A 15,541-nucleotide genomic window follows, 5' to 3' on the forward strand; every position below is an offset into this window, starting at 1 on the left:
CAGCTCCAAAAAAGGGAGGTTCATTCCTTGAGGAGCCATACAGTGCATGAGCTGTATTACGTTCAGGTGACACAAGGACAAACGGCGCCTTGCGGGCGCCGTTGTGGTCCTGGGCTGGATCAGAGCGGCAGGCCGGCCTTGACCCGATACTGATTGCGCACCGGCATCGCATATTGCTGGACCAGATAAGGGCGATGTTCGGCAGGCAAACCGGCCAGCCTGCTTTCCCACTCATCCCTGGCGCGAGCCAGTTCATCGGCCGGGAATATATCCGCAGCCAGCGGTACATCGAGTGTCGGCTCGGCATCGGCCCATTGCGCATATGCCAGGTAATGCACCGGGAACAACCGATAACCGCCGAGGATCTGGCGGTCCATCTCGGCGGCCAGCAGCTTGGTGTCCTCGAACACCTCGGTGATCGGTGGTGCGAAGTTCACATGCACCCGGCCTTTATAGCCGGTGATTCCCAAGGCAATGCTGACATCGTCCTCGCCCGGCGTCTTGGTGTAGCTGCCGGTAGTGGCGCGGATATACAACTCCCGGGCCTTGGCGTGGTCACAAGGGTCGTACTCATAACTGATCGACACGGGAATGAGATTCAGCGAACGGATCACTTCACCGAAAGGCTCGTCCTTGCGGCTCATGTGGAACATCTTGAGGATCGCCGATTCGGTACGGTCATCACCGTCCTTGGCGCGGCCTTCGGCCTGGGCGATCCAGATTGACTGGCCGTCCTTGGTGATCGAATGATTGATGTAGGCCGACAGCAACTGGTAAGCCGCCATCTTCTCGCGGCGCCCGATGATCGAGCGATGCACGATGAAACTCTTGTTCAGGCGCATCAGGTCGCTGACGAACGGCTTCTGCAGCAGGTTGTCGCCAATCGCGATGCGCGGCGTCGGCAAGCCGGCGTGGTACACGGCATAGTTGACGAAGGCCGGGTCCATCACGATATCGCGGTGGTTGGCCAGGAACAGATAAGCCGTGCCGGACTTGAGCAATTCCACGCCGGTGTAGGTCACACCATCGGTAGCCCGCTCGATGGTGTGGTCGACGTAGTACTCGACCTTGTCCTGCAGCGTGGCGACCGAATCGATGCCGGCGAACTCGCGGCGCAGCTTGCGGGCCAGGGTGGGTTGCAGGAACCAGCCCAGCGCACCGGCCAGGCGCGGAAAGCGGAACTTGGTCAGGATCGCGAGAAATGCTTTATCGCTCAGCAGACGCGCCAGTACGGCGGGGACTTCTGCATCGTTGTAAGGTCGGATGGCATCGAATTCGCCCATCATGCTCTCTTGTTGGAAACGGATAGGGTAAAAAGAAGGTGGGTTGCCACGGCAACCCTCAAAACAATAGGGCAATTATACGCATAACTGATGCCGGAGGCCGCGATGCAGGAATTACAGAGTTATGATTGCCCCTACTGCGGTGAACCCGTGGAGGCTGTGCTGGACTTGTCCGGCGGCGATCAGCAGTACATCGAAGACTGTCCGGTCTGTTGCCGGCCGATCGTATTCGACCTGAGGACCGATGGCGAGGACTGGAGTCTGGACGTTCGCAGTGAGAACGAGTGATGCAGAGAATCTACGAACCTGAAAACCTGATGGAAGGCGAGTTGCTGCAAGGCATGCTTGCCAGCGAAGGGGTCGAGGCGCATCTGGCCGGACGCGACTTGCTGGGCGGTATGGGCGAATTGCCGGGGCTTGGCTTGCTGGGGCTTTCGGTGGATGACGATCAGGTCGAGCGCGCACGGGCGCTGATCACTGCGTACAATGCCGCCTTGCCTTTGTCGGGCGATGAGCCTGACAGTATTCCCGATGTACTGGTGTGTTGAACACCTCTGAATAGAGCTGCCTTACCCTCATGTGTGGACGTTATGCCCTGTTTCGCTGGACCCCTGCCTTTGCGGCCTTGCCCGGTTTTCCGGCAGACCAGCAGGCGCAGTGGAATATTTCTCCGGCCGATACCGTATTGATCATGCGGGCGGCGGGGGATGACGGCGATCTTGAGCTGGCACGTGCGCGCTGGGGGCTGACGCCGGCGTGGCTGACCGATCTTTCCCGTACGCCAGCCCATGCGCGTGCCGAAACCCTGGCCGAACAGCCAATGTTTCGCGAAGCCTTTCGCCTGCGCCGCTGCCTGCTGCCCGCCAACGGTTTCTACGAGTGGCGTGGTACAGCTCGCAAGCGACCGTTCTGGCTGACGCCGGGCGAGGGCTCGGCGCTGTTCTTTGCCGCAGTCTGGGAAGCCTATCCGGTGCAGGGCCATACCTACCTGAGTGTCGCGGTAGTCACCCAGGCTGCCGCCAGCCAGCGCCGTCCGCTGATCCTCGATGCCCAGGGCCAGAAAGACTGGCTGGCCGCCGATACGCCGTTGCATACCTTGCAGGCTTTGCTGGCCTCGGTACAGATGCCGCTGCGTGAAAGGCCGCTGGCCAACCTGGTGAATGATCCCAAGCTCAATGCGCCGGAGTGCCTGACACCCCTGTAGGAGCCAATTCATTGGCGAAAAACCTGCCCGCCGGAACCAAGCCGTTACAAAGCAGACAAACATGGCTGTTTGCTGGTATCTGGCGCTGAATCTATTGTCCGCCTAGGATGACCGCCTGCTCAATAAGGAGAAACATCATGCGTCAGTCATTTGCCCTGTGTGTTCTGGGGGCCGGTTTAGTGCTTGGTGGCTGTCAGGCTGTAAATACCACCACCGGTGATTCGGTGGGTGTCGAGCGCAAGCAGTACATGTTCAGCATGCTTTCGACAGAAGAGGTCAACAAAATGTATGCCCAGTCCTACCAGGAGACGGTAGGCGAGGCGAGTGGCAAAGGCGTGCTGGATACCACCAGCAACAATGCCAAGAGGGTGCATGCGATTGCCGATCGCCTGATCGCGCAGGCACCGAAGCTGCGCCCGGATGCGGCCCAGTGGCAGTGGGAAGTGAATCTGATCAAGAGCGACGAACTCAATGCCAACTGCGGGCCGGGCGGCAAGATCATTTTCTACACCGGCCTGATCGAAAAGTTGAAGCTCACTGACGATGAAATCGCAGCGGTAATGGGGCATGAAATCGCCCATGCCCTGCGCGAGCATGGGCGTGAAGCGATGTCCAAGGCCTATGGTGTGGCCCTTGCCAAGCAAGGCGCCGGGGCTTTCCTTGGCCTGGGCCAGGACAGCATGGCGCTGGCCGATACGGTGGTCAATTACAGCCTCACGCTGCCCAACAGCCGCGGCAATGAAAACGAAGCCGATTTGCTGGGTCTGGAGCTGGCGGCGCGAGCGGGTTACAACCCCAATGCCGCAGTGACCCTGTGGCAGAAGATGACCCAGAACGCCGGTGGTTCGCAGCCGGAGTTCATGAGTACTCACCCGGCTTCGGCAAACCGTATTGCCGCCCTGCAAGCGGCGATCCCCAAGGTCATGCCGTTGTATCAGCAGGCCAGTAAATCCTGACCGGCTGATGCCGACAGAGCGCTGTGGTCTTCGCTGCAGCGCTCTTTTCATATCGCTCAGATCCAGCCGCTGACTTGCATGGCCTTGTAGACCGCGACCAGGGCCAGGATGAAGAAGGCGCTGGCTGCCAGCCGACGGATCAGGGTCAGCGGCAGTTTCTCTGCGGCGAAGTTGCCGGCCAGTACGACCGGAACGTTGGCGATCAGCATGCCCAGTGTGGTGCCGATGATGACCAGCCACAGGTAGGAATACTGGGCGGCGAGCATCACCGTCGCAACCTGGGTCTTGTCGCCGATTTCAGCGATGAAGAAGGTGATCAGGGTGGTCATGAACGGGCCGAATTTACGCGCCGTGCTGGCCTCGTCGTCGTCCATCTTGTCGGGAACCAGTGCCCACAACGCGGTGGCGGTGAAGCTGGCGGCGAGAATCCAGTGCAGGACCGCATCGGAGAAGAAGTTGCTGAACCATGCACCGACCGCACCCGCTGCCGCGTGGTTGGCCAGGGTGGCGGCAATGATGCCGGCGATGATTGGCCAAGGTTTGCGAAAGCGTGCGGCAAGGATGAGCGCGAGTAATTGGGTCTTGTCACCAATCTCGGCAAGCGCAACGATCGCAGTGGGGATTAGCAGTGATTCCAGCATCAGGATTCCTAAGGGGCGGGTCGACACGGCTATGACACGTACAGCCTCCCCGCCCCGGGTAAGGTGTTCGTGTCATAGGTCTTGTCAAACCACCGATCCGTCTGAAGCGGATTCTGGGTCGCACGCACCATGGTCTGAGGACCAAGTATGTTGATGCGTGCCGGACGAGCATGTTGCTCGTGGGAGACTACTCCCCTAGGACGGAGCGGATTCTGCCTTCGCAAAATCCTTTCGGCAAGCTCTTATTTTCAGGAACGCTTGGCGCTATAGATCCGGAAGCCATTTCCCTGGGCCCTGATTTCGCAGGCGCCGACATGCTCTTCGATCAAGGGTTGATAGCGCAGGAAGCTATTGGCAACCAGGCGTAGTTCGCCACCTGATTTCAGATGTTGACGTGCTTTTCGCAGCAGATTCTCGGTTGCCAAGTAATCGGTGTGTACCCCGACATGGAACGGCGGATTGCTCAGAATCGTGTTCAAACCCATCGGCGCGGCATCGATGCCGTCGCCGGTCAGAACCTGGGCTTCAAGACCATTGGCAGCCAGCGTCAAGGCTGCGCTGGCAGTGGCGAAGGCGTCGACATCGAGCATCACCACTTCATTGTGCGGGTAGCGACGTTTTACCGCAGCCCCGAGTACGCCCGCGCCGCAGCCAAAGTCCAGCAAATGGCCGCTGGGCAGTTTGTCGAGGTTCTCCAGCAGCAGGGCCGAGCCGCGATCCAGACGGCCGTGGCTGAATACGCCCGGCAGGCTGATGACCGTGAGCGGACCGTCTTCAAGATCGATCTGGTAGGGCTTGGCGAGGCTTTGCAATTCGACCGCTTGCGGGGCGTTTTCCACGGTGACTTGCCAGAGTTGGCAATGTCGCGCGCTGTCCAGCTTGCGGGCCCTGCCCAAAGGGCTCAACTGTTTGGCGGCGGCTTCGATACCGCCGCGTTTTTCACCGACCAGAAACAGCTCTTTTCCGGCCAGTTGTGAGGCCAGGGCGTTGAGCATGTATTCGGTCAGGTCGCGGGCCTTGGGCAGAAACAGGACGGCGGCCTCGAACGCTTGCTCCGGGGCATTTACGCCGAAATGCGTGCGTCCGGCGAAACGGGCGTCCAGCGCAGCCTGATCGCCTGCATGCCAGCACCATCCGCGAGCGTTCGGCAGCTTGCCCAGCAAGTCGTCGGCAGGCAGTCCGGCCAGCAGCAACGAACCTTGAAAGAGTTCAGCCTGGCGAAGTAACACTTCACTGCGCGGGTCCATGTTCTCGCTCCTGAAAAAGGGGCGAATTCTAGCTGACTACCCGCTTCGGCGCCCCTGCAAAAAATGCCTGGGCGTTTTCAATGAGCTGGCTGACGATACGCTGCCGTGCCTCACGCGCACCCCAGGCGCTGTGCGGAGTGATGATCAGGCGTGGAATATCGCCGGCCAGCAGTGGATTGCCAGCGACGGGCGGTTCCACGCTCAGTACGTCTGACGCCGCGCCACCCAGATGACCGCTGCGCAAGGCATCGGCCAGCGCCTGTTCGTCGATCAGCCCGCCACGTGCGGTATTGACCACCAGCGCCTGTGGCCTGAGCAGCTTGAGTTCCCGAGCGCCGATCATGTTGCGGGTGTGCTCGTTGAGCGGGCAATGCAGCGTCAGGGCGTCGATCTGCGGCAGCAATTCTTCAAGCGGCAGGCGATCCGGGCGAGCGGGGCGGCCAGGGATTTGCCCCAGCAGGACGCGCATGCCGAAGGCTTCGGCAAGCCTGGCCACCGCGCCACCCAGTTCGCCATGACCCAACAGGCCGAGAGTCTTGCCTTCGAGTTCGACGATGGGGAAATCCAGCAGGCAGAACTGCGGGGATTTTTGCCAGAGGCCTTGTTGCACGGCCTGTTGATAATCGGGCAGACGAGTCGCAAGGGCCAGCAGCAACAGCAAGGTATGTTGCGCCACCGACGGAGTGCCATAACCCTGGCAGTTGCAGACGGTCACGCCATGTTCACGAGCGGCAACCAGGTCGACATTGTTGGTGCCGGTGGCAGTCACCAGTACCAGTTTCAGCTCGGGACAGGCTGCAAACGTGTCGGCATTGATCGCGATCTTGTTGCTGATTGCCACCTGTGCGCCCTTGAGTCGCTCTGTGACCTGATCCGTAGCGGTGCTGTCATGCAGCACCAGTTCGCTGAAGTTTTCCCGCAACGTACCCAGATCCAGGTCGCCCAGATCCAGAGAAGTGTGGTCGAGGAAAACTGCTCTGCCCGGATTAGTCATTAGCTGTACCTTTTTTGTAATAAATTGAAAGCGTAGTGTGGCGAGCCTAACAGCAAAAAGCTCATCCACATTTTTGGGGGTCCCATGTACTGGGCAGAATTTATCACTGTCGCCTTGATTCACTTGCTGGCTGTTGCCAGCCCCGGTCCGGATTTCGCGGTGGTGGTTCGTGAAAGCGTGGCTCATGGTCGCAAGGCGGGTCTGTGGGCCTCACTGGGCGTCGGTTCGGCGATTTTCGTGCATGTGGGCTATTCGCTGCTGGGTATCGGCATCATCGTTTCCCAGTCCATCGTGCTGTTCAATGCGCTCAAATGGGCGGCGGCTGCCTACCTGTTGTACATCGGTATCAAGGCGCTGCGCTCGATGCCTGCCAGTGCCAGCGACGATCCGCTCAAGGCTGTGGTGGGGGAAAGAACCGCCCGGGGAGCCTATGCCAGCGGGTTCGTCACCAATGGCCTGAACCCCAAGGCGACGCTGTTTTTCCTGTCGCTGTTCACCGTGGTCATCAACCCGCACACACCGTTGCTGGTTCAGGGTGGCTATGGCGTCTATCTGGCGGTCGCCACTGCAGCCTGGTTCTGTCTGGTGGCGTGTCTGTTCAGCCAGGCTCGGGTGCGCGCCGGTTTTGCCCGCATGGGGCACTGGTTCGACCGGGTCATGGGCGGTGTGTTGGTGGCGCTGGGCCTGAAACTGGCGCTGACCGAGGTCCGTTGAGTCGAAGTGACAGGGTGCCTTTACGCTCGCCTGTCCGCAAATCGTCCCTTTGGCTGATTTGGCTGGCGGACTAGAGCTCTAGAGTCCATATTTCAAGCTTCGCCTGTGGACTTTGAAAAGGGACTCATATGTTACAGACTCGCGTTCTTCCGCCAGCCGATGGCGCTTACCAGTACCCTCTGTTGATAAAACGGCTGCTGATGTCCGGCAGCCGCTACGAAAAGACACGCGAAATCGTATACCGGGATACAGTCCGCTACACCTACCCAACCCTCAGCGAACGGATCTGCCGCCTGGCCAATGTACTGACGGCCGCAGGCGTGAAGGCGGGCGATACCGTCGCTGTCATGGACTGGGACAGCCACCGGTATCTGGAGTGCATGTTCGCGATCCCCATGATCGGTGCCGTGGTGCACACCATCAACGTGCGGCTCTCGCCCGAGCAGATTGTCTACACCATGAATCATGCCGAAGACCGGCTGGTGCTGGTCAACAGTGAGTTCGTCGGCCTGTATCAGGGGATTGCCGGGCACTTGACCACCGTCGACAAGACCCTGCTGCTCACCGACCTGCCGGAAAAGACCGCCGAGTTGCCGGATCTGGTCGGCGAATACGAAGAGCTGCTGGCTGCGGCGAGTCCTCATTACGAGTTCGAGGACTTCGACGAGAATTCGGTCGCCACCACTTTCTACACCACCGGCACCACGGGCAACCCCAAGGGCGTGTATTTCACCCACCGGCAACTGGTTCTGCACACCATGGGCGTGGCCACGATCATGGGCAGTGTCGAAAACGACCGCCTGCTGGGCGCCAGCGATGTGTACATGCCGATCACCCCAATGTTTCATGTACACGCCTGGGGCATGCCATATGCGGCAACCATGCTCGGCCTGAAGCAGGTTTATCCAGGCCGTTACGACCCCGAATTCCTGGTGGAGCTGTGGCGCAAGGAAAAGGTGACCTTCTCCCACTGCGTACCGACCATCATGCAGATGCTGTTGCATTCCAAGGCTGCCAGGGACACGGATTTCGGCGGCTGGAAAATCATCATTGGCGGCAGCTCGCTCAACCGCAGCCTCTATCTGGCCGCCAAGGCCAAGGGGATTGCACTTACGGCGGCATACGGCATGTCCGAAACCGGGCCGCTGATTTCCGTTGCGCACATGAACGAAGAGTTGCTGGCCGGCTCCGAGGACGATCGCATCACCTACCGGATCAAGGCCGGTGTGCCAGGCATGCTGGTCGAGGCCGCGATCGTCGACGAGAACGGTAACTTCCTGCCTGCCGATGGCGAAACCCAGGGCGAACTGGTGCTGCGCGCACCCTGGCTGACCGAGAGTTATTTCCGCGAGCCGCAAAAAGGCGCCGAGCTGTGGGCCGGTGGCTGGCTGCATACCGGCGATGTGGCGACTCTGGACGATATGGGCTTCATCGATATCCGCGACCGGATCAAGGATGTGATCAAGACCGGCGGCGAGTGGGTTTCCTCGCTGGAGCTTGAAGACCTGTGCAGCCGCCATGCTGCGGTGCGTGAAGTTGCCGTGGTGGGCGTTGCCGATCCGCAGTGGGGCGAGCGGCCTTTCGCATTGCTGGTGGTTCACGAAGGGCAGAGCATCGATGCGCGTAATCTGAAGGAACACCTCAGTCCTTTTGTCGAGCAGGGGCATATCAACAAATGGGCGATTCCCAGCCAGATCGCGGTTGTTACTGAAATTCCCAAGACCAGCGTCGGCAAGCTCGACAAAAAACGCATGCGTCTGGATATCGTTGAATGGCAAAGCAGTAACAGTGCTTTCCTGTCGACGCTCTGAATACACCGGGTAAATCCTTTCTGTCTGACCGCAGCCGTGCTCATCGAGCACGGCACGTGTCTAGGTCGGCAATAAATCCGGTTCTTGCCAAATTATAGAATTAAGCCATTCTGCCTCCGTCCTGTTGTTCAACCTTGGTGTAACAGGCATTCCAGAGGCGTTGATGCATGCAAATCACACTTTAGAGGGATCAAGCAAAAGGGGCCGCTGGCTATAGTCAGCGCAGGGGACTTGGCAAGAGCGTAAAGATGCATTTTGTGTGGCGACCCTCAGGGGGGTCGATGAGTGTTGACAGTCAATCAATGGCTGAGTCGTTCCTGGAAGTTCCCACTGCCATAAAAATAAAAGCACATGGAGTCGCATCGATGACAACTGCAATCCCATTCTGGCGCCGGGCGAAACTTCCTCTGGCAGTCAGTCTTGCTTCCTCGCTCGCCAGTCCCGCATTTGGCGTTACCTTCAACGTCGGAGAAGTCGAAGGCAGCTTCGATTCCTCGCTCTCGGTGGGGGCCAGTTGGTCTACCGCCAACGCCAACAAGAACCTGATTGGTTCCAACAACGGCGGTCGCGGTCTTTCGCAGACATCCGATGATGGTCACCTGAACTTCAAGAAGGGCGAGACATTCTCGAAGATCTTCAAGGGTATTCACGACCTTGAACTGAAATACGGTGATACCGGCGTATTCGTGCGTGGCAAGTACTGGTATGACTTTGAACTCAAGGACGAAGGTCGCGAGTTCAAGGACATCAGCGACTCCAACCGCAAGGAAGGCGCCAAGTCTTCCGGCGGGCAATTGCTCGATGCATTCGTCTACCACAATTACGCGATTGGCGATCAGCCCGGCACCGTGCGTCTTGGCAAACAGGTGATCAGCTGGGGTGAAAGTACCTTTATCCAGGGCGGTATCAACAGCGTCAACCCGGTCGATGTCTCGGCGTTCCGTCGCCCTGGCGCCGAAATCAAGGAAGGCCTGATCCCGGTCAACATGTTCTACCTGTCGCAAAGCCTGACCGACAACCTGTCTGCGCAGGGCTTCTACCAGCTTGAGTGGGACCAGACGGTCGTCGACAACTGCGGCACCTTCTTTTCGCAGCCGGATGTTATTGCCGACGGTTGTGACAGCAATCTGGCCGTGTTGCGCAGTCGTAGTGGGATCAACGCTTTACCGGGGGTTGCCAATCTGTCGGCGAGTCAGCGGAATGGGCTCTTCAATTCCTTGGCACAGCAAGGCGTCAACTTCGGTTCGCCCGATGAAGGCGCAATCGTGCGTCGCGGCCCGGATCGGGATGCGCGTGACGGTGGCCAGTTCGGTTTTGCCGTGCATTACAACTTCGAGCCGCTGGACACCGAATTCGGCGCCTACATGATGAACTACCACAGTCGTCTGCCGATCTTCAGCGGTCGCGGCGGGTCAGCGGCTTCGTTCAGTCCTCAGGGATTTGTAGGCTCTCTCACTAGCAACGGAGTTCCGCTTTCGACGGCGGCTGGTCTGGCACCGCTCTTGCTTTCATCGGTTGTGGCGGGCAACTCCAGCTACTACGTCGAATACCCTGAAGACATTCGCCTGTACGGGCTGAGCTTCTCCACCACGCTGCCGACAGGCACGGCGTGGAGCGGTGAAATCAGCTACCGCCCGAATGCTCCGGTGCAGATCAACACCACCGATATTCTCTATTCGGGTATTTCCCCGTTGAACCCCAACGTGTCGCTGCTCAGTGGCCGACCCAATACCGATCAGCCCGGCTATCGCCGCAAGGAAATCACCCAACTGCAAACCTCCTTCGTGCAGTTCTTCGATCAGGTGATGGGCGCCGAGCGTTTGACCTTGGTGGGTGAAGTGGGCTGGACCCACGTCGGCGGTCTGGAAAGCACCTCGAAAATCCGTTACGGCCGTGACCCGGTCTACGGTCCGGGGCCATTGCCAGGCGGTCAGTGCGGGGCCCTGAACGCGCTTACCTTGGGCACCGCCGAGCAGAACAACCTTACCCGCTATTGCGAAAACGACGGTTTCACCACCGCCAACTCCTGGGGCTATCGCACCCGTGCGATCTGGGACTACAACAACGTCTTCGCCGGTGTGAACCTCAAGCCAAGCGTGGCCTGGTCGCATGACGTCAAAGGTTACTCGCCGGGTCCTGGTGCCAACTTCGAGGAAGGTCGCAAGGCCGTCAGCCTGGGGATGGATGCCGAATACCAGAACACCTATACCGCCAGTCTTTCCTACACCAACTTCTTCGATGGGAAGTACACCACGGTCGACGACCGGGATTTCGTGGCACTCAGCTTTGGCATGAACTTCTAAGAACAAGGTTTCGGGATGACTATGAAAATGAAAATAACAAAGGGTCTGTTGCAAGCCGGAGCGCTGGGATTGTCGTTGCTGGCGACCGGTGTCACGGCTGCGGTGTCTGAATCCGAGGCCGCGAAACTGGGTACCAGTCTCACGCCGATGGGCGCGGAGAAAGCAGGTAACGCCAATAACACCATTCCGGCCTGGAGCCCGATGCCCAAGAATGCCGGAGCTGTCGACAGCAAAGGCTTCCTGGCCAACCCTTACGCCAGTGAAAAACCGCTGTTCACCATCACCGCGCAAAACGTCGAGCAGTACAAGGACAAGCTGGCGCCGGGTCAATACGCGATGTTCAAGCGTTACCCGGAGAGCTACAGGATTCCGGTCTATCCGTCCCACCGTGGCGCTACCGTGCCTGACGACGTGTTTGCCGCGATCAAGAGAAATGCCACCAACACCAAGCTGGTGGGCGGCGGCAATGGCCTGGAAAACTTTGAAACGGCCATTCCATTCCCGATTCCCTCCACTGGTGTCGAGGTGATCTGGAACCACATTACCCGCTATCGCGGCGGCAGCGTGAAGCGCTTTGTGACTCAGGCCACACCGCAACCCAATGGCTCCTACAGCCTGGTGTATTTCTCTGACCAGTTCGTGTTCCGCGACAAGATGAAGGATTTCGATCCGAAGAACCCGGGCAACATCCTGTTCTACTTCAAGCAGGAAGTGACCGCGCCGGCACGTCTGGCCGGTGGTGTGCTGCTGGTGCACGAAACCCTCGACCAGGTGAAGGAACCGCGTTCGGCCTGGCTCTACAACGCCGGTCAGCGTCGCGTGCGTCGTGCACCGCAAGTGTCCTATGACGGGCCGGGCACTGCCTCGGACGGTCTGCGCACTTCCGATAACCTGGATATGTACAACGGCGCGCCGGATCGCTACGACTGGAAACTGATCGGCAAGCAGGAAATGTACATTGCGGCCAACAGCCACAAGCTCGACGACACCACGCTCAAGTACGCCGACATCGTCAAGGCCGGTCACATCAACCAGGACCTTACCCGTTATGAACTGCGCCGCGTCTGGCATGTGACGGCCACCCTCAAGGAAGGCCAGCGCCACATCTATGCCAAGCGTGACTTCTTCATCGACGAGGACACCTGGCAGGCAGCCGTCATTGACCACTACGACGGTCGCGGCCAGTTGTGGCGCGTCGCCGAGGCTCACTCCGAGAACTACTACGACAAGCAAGTGCCGTGGTACGCCATTGAAACCCTGTATGACCTGCAATCGGGTCGTTACGTGGCACTGGGCATGAAGAACGAAGAGAAAAGCGCGTATGTCTTCGGCTTCACGGCCGGTACCAGCGACTTCACACCCAACGCATTGCGTCAGGAGGGGGTACGTTGAGGACATAATCGGATGAGCTGCAATGACGTGCAGACAGGCTTCTTTTGACGCTTTCTGCACGTAAACAGGCCGATAAAATCCGTTACTGCCACAAGGTTTCAACGACTTACAACCAAAGCCCCTTGAGTGGGGCTTTTTTATGCCTGGGTATTCGTCTCACAAATTGTAGGAATTTTGTTACGGACTTTTCGGAACTTGCCTTCAAAAGGTCGGGGTTACCCGCTAGTCTCCGGTAGCTGCTAAGCCGAAAAAACACGCCTGAAGAGCCGGCCATGACTGATCTGTCCCGTATGCAAGGAATCGCAGGCAGCGCTACTTCCGCTTTGGAAGGGCGATTCTTTCGTCCGCCCTTGCCCGAGGGCTACCTGTCGCGTCCTCGCTTGTGCGAGCGGCTGGCCGAAGGTTTGTCCGGGCGGCTGTTGCTGATCTGCGCACCTGCCGGGTTTGGCAAAAGCTCTCTGGCCGTGGAGTTTTGCGAGAACCTGCCTGCGCAATGGCAGAGTCTGTGGCTGGGCCTGAGCCCTCGCGAAAGCGATCCGGGGCGTTTCCTTGAGCGGCTGCTGGCCGGCTTGCAGCAGTTCTTTCCGCAGTTGGGCGCGCAGGCCATGGGCCTGCTGAAGATGCGCCAGCGCAATCAGCCCTTTGCTTTCGAGGAATGGCTCGACGGCTTACTGGATGAGCTGGCCATGCACCTGATGTTGAGCAAACCCTTGTTGCTTGTACTGGATGATTACCATCTGGTGCAGGGTTCGGTGCTTGACCGTTGCGTACAGTTTTTCCTCAAGCACTTGCCGACCGGGCTGGTGGTCATGGTCACCAGTCGCCAGCGTCCGAACTGGCATCTGGCGCGTCTGCGCCTGTCCCGGCAATTGCTTGAACTCAATGAAAGTGACCTGCGGCTGACCGACGCCGAATCCCTGGCGGTGCTCGATCAGCATTGCTGCTCACTGGGCAGCGATGCACGGCAGAACCTGATCCGGCGCAGCGAAGGCTGGGTTGCCGGTTTGCGCTTCTGGCTGCTGGCGGCCTCGGAAGCGGGCGATGACCATGCCCTGTCGCAAGCTCTGCGCGATGGTGAGGTACTGATCAGCGAGTACCTGCTCGAAGAAGTCATCGACTGCCTTCCGTCCGATGTGCAGGCTTTTCTTTATGAAACCGCCTGCCTTGAGCGCTTTTGCGGTGAGTTGTGCGATGCGTCCCGGGACGCCCATGACAGCGCGCAAATGCTGCGTTATCTGCAGGCGCATCAAGTGTTTCTGGTCCCGCTGGATGAGCAGGGCCGCTGGTTTCGCTATCACCACCTGTTCTCCGATCTGTTGCGTGCGCGACAAGGCAATGGTCCGCAACAGACCCGCCTGCACCTCAATGCCTGCCGCTGGTTCACGGCCCAGGGCCTGCTGGATGAAGCCATCGAACAGGCCTTGCGCGCCGGGCATCTGGATGTCGCTGCCAATCTGGTGCAGAACCTTTCCGAAGAGCAGCTTCTGGCCGAACAGAATGTCGGCATGCTGCTGCGCTGGCGCATGGACCTGCCTGACAGCCTGCTGACCAGTACACCGCGCTTGATCGTGCTCTATGCCTGGGCATTGGGGCTGGCCTGCCAACTGGATGCTGCCGAGGAACTGGCGGAAAACCTCAGCCGGTTTCTGCCGGCCCCTTCGGCCACTGCGCAGAAGTCGATGCTCGCCCAGTGGCTGGCGCTCAGTGGCGTCATTGCCCGTGGCCGCGGTGACAGTGAAAAGACCCAGCGCTACTGCAGCGAAGCGCTGCTCAGCCTGCCGGAAAAACGCTACGGCCAGCGCCTGATGTGCCTGTCGACCCTGGCCAATCTGGGAATCGCCAACGGCGATCTGTTGCGCGCCAGGGCATTGAATCGCGATGCCCTTGAACTGGCGCAGCGGGTGGCCAATCCGTTGTTCGAGGCATTGGCACATTACGATCGCGCCAGGGTTCTGCAGGCGCGCGGGGAAATTCTGCGTGCGCTGGACGAAGTTCGTCAGGGCCTGCAGCGTCTCAAAGGGTTATCCACATTGCGCCTGTATACCGTACGCGCGCGCCTGACGATTTATGAGGGTTACCTGCTGACGCTGCGCATGCAGGCCGAGGCCGGACGGGCGCAACTGCTCGCCGGTCTGGTCGAGGCGCGGGCCTGTCGGGATATCAGCGTGTTGATCGGCCATTGTGTGATTGCCGGGCTTGAGGGCCGGGAAGGGCGCTTTGCCGAAGCCTTCGCCGAGCTGGGCGAGGCCGAGCGCCTGATGCACATCTGGGATGTGCCGCCGATGTTCTACCTGGCGATGATCACGCTGGTCAAATGCGAACTGTGGCTGGTGCAGGGACGTATCGACCTGGCCGAAGCCTGGTTGCTGCGCCTGACCCAGACATACAGCGGCGGACTGGCGACGGCCGCTCCGGAATGCCATCCACAATTGCCGCAACAGGTCGAGTTGCAGCGCGCAGCCCTGGAGCTGATTCGCGGTGATACCTGCGCCTCTGCGCAACGTTTGCTGGAACTGGAGCTGCATGCACAGAGCGTCGGTGCGCAATTGTTGGGGTTGATCGCCCTCAACCAGCGCATTCGCCTGCTGCTGGACAACGCCCGGCAAAGTGAAGCAGCCGAGCTGCTGGAGCGCAGCCTGAGTGTCGCGCAGGGTGGTGCACTGTTGCCTTTCCAGGGCCTGATCGACGGCCATCCATTGTGGCTGCGCGAGCAACTGCTACCAAGATCGGCCTGCCCGGTGCGTGATGCCTTGCTGGATAAGCTGCCTTCCTGCCTTGCGCCAGTCACGCAACATTGCAGCGACAGCCTGAGCGTGCGCGAGCTGGGCGTGCTGCAATTGATTGCCCAGGGTTGCTCGAACCAGGAGATCAGCGAACAGTTGTTCATCTCCCTGCACACCGTCAAGACCCACGCCAGCCACATCAACAGCAAGCTTGGCGTCGAGCGCCGCACTCAGGCCGTGGCGCGGGCGAAGGTATTGGGCTTGTTGGGTTGA

At 59.6% G+C, this 15,541-nt stretch carries 13 protein-coding genes and 1 riboswitch; of the genes, 9 read left to right on the top strand and 4 right to left on the bottom strand.

Translation table 11 applies throughout. The annotated features are described in order from the left end of the window. Positions 1-119: 119 nt before the first annotated feature. Positions 120-1,286 carry a 1-acyl-sn-glycerol-3-phosphate acyltransferase gene (locus tag ALQ04_RS14120; protein ID WP_122316369.1) on the bottom strand — a complete coding sequence of 389 codons (1,167 nt, stop codon included), beginning with the start codon at positions 1,284-1,286 and terminating at the stop codon, positions 120-122. Between the two features lie 102 nt (positions 1,287-1,388). On the opposite strand from ALQ04_RS14120, the gene ALQ04_RS14125 reads away from it, so the two are divergent. From ALQ04_RS14125 to ALQ04_RS14140, 4 genes are all read left to right on the top strand, one after another. Continuing rightward, positions 1,389-1,571: a CPXCG motif-containing cysteine-rich protein gene (locus ALQ04_RS14125; protein WP_122316370.1), complete on the top strand. Its 183-nt coding sequence runs from the start codon at positions 1,389-1,391 to the stop codon at positions 1,569-1,571. Further along, positions 1,571-1,831: a putative signal transducing protein gene (locus tag ALQ04_RS14130; protein WP_122316371.1), complete on the top strand. Its 261-nt coding sequence runs from the start codon at positions 1,571-1,573 to the stop codon at positions 1,829-1,831. The genes ALQ04_RS14125 and ALQ04_RS14130 overlap by 1 nt, the downstream gene beginning before the upstream one ends. A gap of 29 nt (positions 1,832-1,860) precedes the next feature. Then, complete coding sequence (locus ALQ04_RS14135) at positions 1,861-2,487, top strand: SOS response-associated peptidase (protein WP_122316372.1); 627 nt, start codon at positions 1,861-1,863, stop codon at positions 2,485-2,487. Between the two features lie 137 nt (positions 2,488-2,624). Then, positions 2,625-3,443, top strand: a complete 819-nt coding sequence (locus ALQ04_RS14140) for a M48 family metallopeptidase (RefSeq protein WP_122316373.1) — start codon at positions 2,625-2,627, stop codon at positions 3,441-3,443. A gap of 56 nt (positions 3,444-3,499) precedes the next feature. Here ALQ04_RS14140 and ALQ04_RS14145 read toward each other — a convergent pair whose 3' ends face one another. The 3 genes from ALQ04_RS14145 to ALQ04_RS14155 all read right to left on the bottom strand — a co-directional run bounded on the left by ALQ04_RS14145 (position 3,500) and on the right by ALQ04_RS14155 (position 6,325). After that, positions 3,500-4,084: a TMEM165/GDT1 family protein gene (locus tag ALQ04_RS14145; protein ID WP_122316374.1), complete on the bottom strand. Its 585-nt coding sequence runs from the start codon at positions 4,082-4,084 to the stop codon at positions 3,500-3,502. 19 nt (positions 4,085-4,103) lie between these two features. After that, positions 4,104-4,292, bottom strand: a riboswitch (yybP-ykoY riboswitch). A gap of 40 nt (positions 4,293-4,332) precedes the next feature. Next, positions 4,333-5,331, bottom strand: a complete 999-nt coding sequence (locus ALQ04_RS14150) for a class I SAM-dependent methyltransferase (protein ID WP_122316375.1) — start codon at positions 5,329-5,331, stop codon at positions 4,333-4,335. 28 nt (positions 5,332-5,359) lie between these two features. Continuing rightward, entirely contained in the window at positions 5,360-6,325 is a 966-nt protein-coding gene (locus tag ALQ04_RS14155; protein ID WP_122316376.1) for a 2-hydroxyacid dehydrogenase, read from the bottom strand. Positions 6,326-6,409: 84 nt separating this feature from the next. On the opposite strand from ALQ04_RS14155, the gene ALQ04_RS14160 reads away from it, so the two are divergent. The 5 genes from ALQ04_RS14160 (at position 6,410) to ALQ04_RS14180 (ending at position 15,541) form a co-directional block, all read left to right on the top strand. Continuing rightward, positions 6,410-7,039 carry a LysE family translocator gene (locus tag ALQ04_RS14160; RefSeq protein WP_122316377.1) on the top strand — a complete coding sequence of 210 codons (630 nt, stop codon included), beginning with the start codon at positions 6,410-6,412 and terminating at the stop codon, positions 7,037-7,039. 128 nt (positions 7,040-7,167) lie between these two features. Continuing rightward, entirely contained in the window at positions 7,168-8,850 is a 1,683-nt protein-coding gene (locus tag ALQ04_RS14165) for a fatty acid--CoA ligase (RefSeq protein WP_122316378.1), read from the top strand. 365 nt (positions 8,851-9,215) lie between these two features. Continuing rightward, on the top strand, positions 9,216-11,153 hold the full coding sequence (locus tag ALQ04_RS14170; RefSeq protein WP_122316379.1) for a DUF1302 domain-containing protein: 1,938 nt from the start codon (positions 9,216-9,218) through the stop codon (positions 11,151-11,153). 27 nt (positions 11,154-11,180) lie between these two features. Continuing rightward, positions 11,181-12,545: a DUF1329 domain-containing protein gene (locus tag ALQ04_RS14175; RefSeq protein ID WP_183142173.1), complete on the top strand. Its 1,365-nt coding sequence runs from the start codon at positions 11,181-11,183 to the stop codon at positions 12,543-12,545. 272 nt (positions 12,546-12,817) lie between these two features. Further along, positions 12,818-15,541 (top strand): LuxR C-terminal-related transcriptional regulator, encoded by a 2,724-nt coding sequence (locus tag ALQ04_RS14180; protein WP_122316381.1) that lies wholly within the window; start codon positions 12,818-12,820, stop codon positions 15,539-15,541.

The sequence above is a fragment of the Pseudomonas cichorii genome (assembly GCF_003700275.1).
Taxonomy (GTDB): domain Bacteria; phylum Pseudomonadota; class Gammaproteobacteria; order Pseudomonadales; family Pseudomonadaceae; genus Aquipseudomonas; species Aquipseudomonas cichorii_B.